The organism is Macrococcus lamae (assembly GCF_004359545.1).
Lineage (GTDB): Bacteria > Bacillota > Bacilli > Staphylococcales > Staphylococcaceae > Macrococcus > Macrococcus lamae.
In genome coordinates, this window is record NZ_SCWB01000027.1 from 1 (window position 1) to 5,485 (window position 5,485).

Sequence of the window (5,485 nt, forward strand, 5' to 3'; positions counted from 1 at the left end):
ATTTATCAACATTTTCCGGTGTTAATACAACTGAGTCAATTTTGCCAGTAGTATAAAGATTTAATGCAGTAGCATTTTCTTTAATAACTTGATAATTGACTTGCTTTAATTTTACTTTGTCTTTATCCCAGTACTGATCGTTTTTCTTAAGAGTAAATTTCTTTTCTGTCTCCCAAGTATCTAGAACAAAAGGACCGTTTGATAATGTATTTTCAGCAGTTGTACCATATTTATCGCCTTTTTCTTTAACGAATTTCTCGTTTTGAGGCATAAATGTACCAAATGCCAGCATTTCCTGGAAGTAAGGAACATTAGTTTCTAACTGAATTTCAAGAGTATGATCATCAACTGCTTTAACGCCAAGTTCTTCAGGCTTTACTTTACCTTCGTTTACAGCAGTTGCGTTTTTAATATCAGACATGATGTAAGCATACTCGGCACCTGTCTTAGGATCTAAAGTACGGCGCCATGCATATAAGAAGTCATTAGCAGTGACAGGGTCACCATTAGACCATTTCGCGTCATCGCGTAATTTAATCGTCCAAGTTTTACCGTCTTCAGATTTCTCTGGGTCAGCTTCAGCTACCCCAGGAACAGCTTTATCATCTTTATCCAACGTATAAAGACCTTCTAAAGTTTGGTTAAATACATCGAACGATACAGCATCAGTTGCTAAAGATGAGTCCATTGATGGAATATCTGACGAAGTAGCGAAGTTTAATACTTGTTCTTCTCCACCAGATTTACCGGCAGTGCCAGATGATTTATCTTCTGATTTGTCTCCGCCGCCTGAACAAGCTGCTGTGAAACCAGATACTGCGATTAATGATGCTAAAAATAACGTGCTCTTTTTCTTCATACTATAATTGCCCCCCAACGTTTTCTAAAATCACTCTGCAAGAATTTTCAGAAGATTTGTATTAATTATATTTTATAAATATGAGGTTAGCAATAGTTTTTTTATACATTTATCGATTATTTTGAATATTTTATTATTTATATTCATACATTAAAGCGTTGAATCAATTAAATTCTTCGCAAAATTAAAAACCTGACCTATAAAGGCCAGGCTACTTATTATGCATTAACAAAGCTGTGATCATAGTCTGCTTTCAGCACTTCATATTCTTTCGGTGAGCAATATACATAGTGATCCGGTGCAACTTCACGCAATTCTAATACATCATCAGCAGTATAAGCATGGACATCCGGATTATATGTTCTTCTCACACGTGAGCGTTCTGATTCAGGATCAGGCAGTGGGATCGCTGACAGCAAAGATTTAGTATATTCATGCAGCGGATTATTATAGATTGCATCAGCTGGTCCGATTTCAACAAGCTTACCAAAATACATGACACCGATGCGATCTGAAATATATTTGACCATTGATAAGTCATGGGCGATGAATAAGAATGTCAGCCCTCGTTCTTTTTGTAGTTTTAACATCAGATTCACTACTTGAGCCTGAATAGATACGTCAAGTGCTGAAATTGGCTCATCAGCAATAATAAATTCCGGCTCTACAGCAAGCGCTCTGGCAATACCAATACGTTGACGTTGGCCACCTGAGAATTCGTGCGGATAACGGTTTGCATGTTCTTTAGACAAACCAACAGTTTCAAGCAATTCGTATACGCGATTTGCTCTGTCTTGTTTGTTCGCCGCAAGTTTATGAATATCAATTCCTTCAGCGATGATATCCATAACTTTAAGACGAGGATTAAGTGACGCATATGGATCCTGAAAAATCATCTGCATACGTCGGTTAAACTTAAGAAGATCTTTCTTATTTTTAATAGACTGTATGTCAGTGCCATCGAAAATAACTTTCCCATCCGTTGCATCGTAAAGTTTGATTAAAGTACGCCCAGTCGTTGACTTACCGCAACCAGATTCTCCAACAAGGCCTAATGTTTCACCACGATAAATGTTAAAAGTAATGTCATCTATAGCTCGTACTTCGTTAAATTTTTTTTGATTAAAATATTGTTTCAGATTGTATACTTCAATCAATTTTTCTTTACCTTCACCATAAGCAGTGTATCCGGCTGCACGTTTTTCTGATTCTGTCAGCTCTGTCTTATTTAATTCACTATCGCTATATTGAGAAGCATCTTCAGTTATTAATGATTCATCAACGACTAATGGCCCTTCTTCAATTGTATGTCCTTGATTGCCAGCCAAAGCCTGATGGTTTTCTTCTCTTGTTATATTTTCTTGAGGTGCAATATTAACATCACTATTCTTAGCAGACTCTACAGATTCTAACTTCTGATCAGTAGCATCAACAACATGAACGTTCTTATTGTCAGTATGGTCATGTATTCTTTCATCTCTCATTAAAAGCTAACCCCCTCTACTTGTCGTGGCTGATCAAACTGTCCTGGAAGGTCACGCTGCTTCAACTTCACCATTTCTGGAAGTTCAACTTTAGGAGCTTGAGGATCCATCAGCCATGACTTCACAAAATGAGTTTTAGATACTTGGTACCAAGGTGGCTCCTGTTCAAAATCAATCTGCAATGCATACTCTGAGCGACGTGCAAAGGCATCTCCAACCGGAGGTTTGATTAAATCCGGAGGTGTGCCTGGAATAGCTCGAAGTTCTGTGTCCTGAGCTGTATCAAGACTTGGCATAGATGATAATAATCCCCATGTATATGGATGTTTAGGATCATAGAAAATTTCATCTACAGTTCCTGTTTCTACAATTTGGCCACCGTACATAACAGCTACTCTATCAGCAACGTTAGCGACCACACCTAAATCATGTGTAATGAAGATAATTGATGTATCAATTTTCTTCTGTAAATCTTTCATCAATTCAAGAATTTGCGCTTGAATAGTTACGTCAAGCGCTGTCGTCGGTTCATCTGCAATCAAAATTTTAGGATCGCATGCAAGTGCCGTTGCAATAACAATACGTTGACGCTGACCACCTGAGAACTGGTGAGGATAGTTGTTGAACCGAGCTTCAGGATTAGGCAGCCCGACAAGATGAAGAATATCTAATGCTCTTGCTTTAGCATCTGCTTTAGATAATCTTTGATGTTTGATTAACGGTTCCATTACCTGCTTGCCGATTTTCATCGTTGGGTTGAGAGAAGTCATTGGATCCTGGAAAATCATCGAAATATCACGTCCACGGACCTTCTGCATCTCTTTCTCTGATAATTTCGCTAAATCTTTACCATCAAATAAAATCTGTCCTTCTTTAATACGACTTGGTGGTGTCGGTAAGAGACGCATAATTGCTTTTGTCGTTACGGATTTACCAGAACCAGATTCACCTACAATAGCAAGCGTTTCTGCTTTATCAAGATGAAAATCCACTCCGCGAACTGCCTGTACTTCCCCCGCATTAATATCGAAGGAAACTTTGAGGTTTCTTACTTCTAGAATTCTTTCAGCCATTTATAGTTCCTCCTTGTTTATTTACGCATTTTAGGGTCGAAGGCATCACGGACACCATCACCAAATAGATAGAAGCAAAGAATCAGAAAACTTAGCACAAAAGACGGCACAAACATTTGATACGGATGTATTAATAACATTTTTCGTCCGTCGTTGACTAATGAGCCAAGAGAAGCAAAAGGAGCCGGAATTCCTAATCCGATAAAACTTAAGAACGCTTCGAAGAAAATGGCACTAGGAATAGAAAACATTGCTGTTACAATTATTGGCCCTAAAGTATTAGGGAGAATATGTTTGAAAATCAAACTTGAATTTGATGCTCCAAGTGTTCTTGAAGCCATAACATATTCCTGATTTTTAAGTTTCAGGAACTGCCCTCGGACGATACGGCTCATACCGATCCAGCCAGTCAATGACATTGCGAGAATGATTGTAATTATACTTGCATCAAAAACAATAACAAATAAAATCATAATAATTAAGTTGGGAATTGACGCAATAACTTCAATGATACGCTGCATGAGTGTATCGACCCAGCCCCCGAAGAACCCTGATATTGCACCGTATGTAATTCCAATGATAACATCCAGCAATGCTGCTACAATACCTATTAATATGGATACTTGTGTTCCTTTCCACACACGCGTAAACAAGTCACGTCCTAAATCATCAGTACCAAACCAGTAATTTTCTTTAACTTGTTTAGATTCATATAAATCAAAGCCATCTTTATCTTTTCCATCAAATGGTAAAAAACTAACATTTTTCAGTGCCTCTATTTTAGGCGGTAAGTTTGAATGATCAATATTTTGTGCTCTGTAAGTATGTCCACTAATTGCTGGCCCAAGGAAAGCCATAATCAATAACAGAATTAAACCTATCAAGCCTGCAACTGCTCCTTTATTGGAACGGAGTTGCAACCATGCATCCTGCCAGAACGTTTTGCTTTGACGCTCAATTTTTTCTTCAAATATTTCTTCACGGTTGGCAAGAATAAATGGTTGAGCTCTATTAGTTGAATGATCCTGATTCAAATCAGCATGCGTATATACTTGATTGCCGTTATTTTTATTTGCCATTAATCTTTACCTCCTTGAACACGAATACGTGGATCTATAATTCCATACAGTACATCGACTAAGAATAATACGATAATAAATAATAAGCTTAAAAATAAGGTCAAAGCCATTATGACAGGATAATCGTTTAACTGAATAGAACGAACAAATTGATCACCTAGACCTGGTATACCAAAAATCGTTTCAATTGTTAATGCTCCAGTCAGGATACCAACAGTCATAGGTCCAATTAATGTAATAATTGGAATTAATGCATTACGCAGCGCATGACCAAATAGTACACGATTTGTAGTATTTCCTTTTGCTTTTGCTAAAGTAATATAATCTGAACTAAGCACTTCTATCATTTCAGAACGAATATACCTTGCAATGGTAGCAACAACACTTGCCGATAACGCAAGTGCAGGCAATACCGCATAGCTGAATCCATCCCAACCTGCTACCGGAAAAATTTGATTTTTAACAGCTAAATAATATTGTAATAATACTGCAAGAACGAATGAAGGAATAGAGATAGCAAGCACTGAGAAGACAGTTGCTATATAATCTACCCAAGTATTTTGTCTTACCGCAGCTATTACCCCGAGTAAAATACCGACTAAAATACCAAAAATTAAGGCATACAATCCAATTTCAGCCGATGGTCCTAATCGTGGCCCGATAATATCGATAACTTCTCGATTATCATATTGGAATGAAATTCCAAAGTCACCTGTTGCTACTTTTTTCAAATAGTTTACATACTGAACTCCTACAGGATCATTCAATCCATATTTCTCATTGACAATGACTTTCTGCTCTGCCGATAATTTTTCATCATTGTAAGGTGACCCTGGCATTAATTTCATTAAAAAGAATGTAGCCGTCGCTACTATAAATAATGTAATTACCATATAGCCAAGACGTCTGAGCGCAAATTTTAACATACTTTAATATCCTCCTTCTAACCTAAACTTCAACTAATTTTATTATCCATAATTTATAATAACT

5 protein-coding genes are annotated in these 5,485 nt (G+C 37.2%); all 5 read right to left on the reverse strand.

The genetic code is table 11. From position 1 onward, the window contains the following. Positions 1-859, reverse strand: an 859-nt coding sequence (locus tag ERX29_RS10625) for a peptide ABC transporter substrate-binding protein (RefSeq protein ID WP_133444656.1), incomplete at its 3' end; no start/stop codon positions are given. 218 nt (positions 860-1,077) lie between these two features. Next, positions 1,078-2,076, reverse strand: coding sequence for an ABC transporter ATP-binding protein (locus ERX29_RS10630; RefSeq protein WP_133444660.1), 999 nt, complete (start codon positions 2,074-2,076; stop codon positions 1,078-1,080). 266 nt (positions 2,077-2,342) lie between these two features. After that, the gene (locus ERX29_RS10635; RefSeq protein WP_133444657.1) at positions 2,343-3,416 is read right to left on the reverse strand and encodes an ABC transporter ATP-binding protein; all 1,074 of its coding nucleotides are present in this window, start codon (positions 3,414-3,416) and stop codon (positions 2,343-2,345) included. A 17-nt stretch (positions 3,417-3,433) separates the two neighbouring features. Then, a complete protein-coding gene (opp3C, locus tag ERX29_RS10640) occupies positions 3,434-4,495 on the reverse strand; it encodes an oligopeptide ABC transporter permease (protein ID WP_133444658.1) in 1,062 nt (353 codons plus the stop codon). Then, entirely contained in the window at positions 4,495-5,421 is a 927-nt protein-coding gene (gene opp3b, locus ERX29_RS10645; protein WP_133444659.1) for an oligopeptide ABC transporter permease, read from the reverse strand. Before opp3b ends, opp3C begins: the two co-directional genes overlap by 1 nt. Between the last annotated feature and the right edge of the window lie 64 nt (positions 5,422-5,485).

Bases quoted from the DNA above. Each gene is read 5' to 3' on its own strand.
- ERX29_RS10635 (WP_133444657.1), bottom strand. From the start codon at position 3,416: ATGGCTGAAAGAATTCTAGAAGTAAGAAACCTCAAAGTTTCCTTCGAT.
- opp3C (WP_133444658.1), bottom strand. From the start codon at position 4,495: ATGGCAAATAAAAATAACGGCAATCAAGTATATACGCATGCTGATTTG.
- opp3b (WP_133444659.1), bottom strand. From the start codon at position 5,421: ATGTTAAAATTTGCGCTCAGACGTCTTGGCTATATGGTAATTACATTA.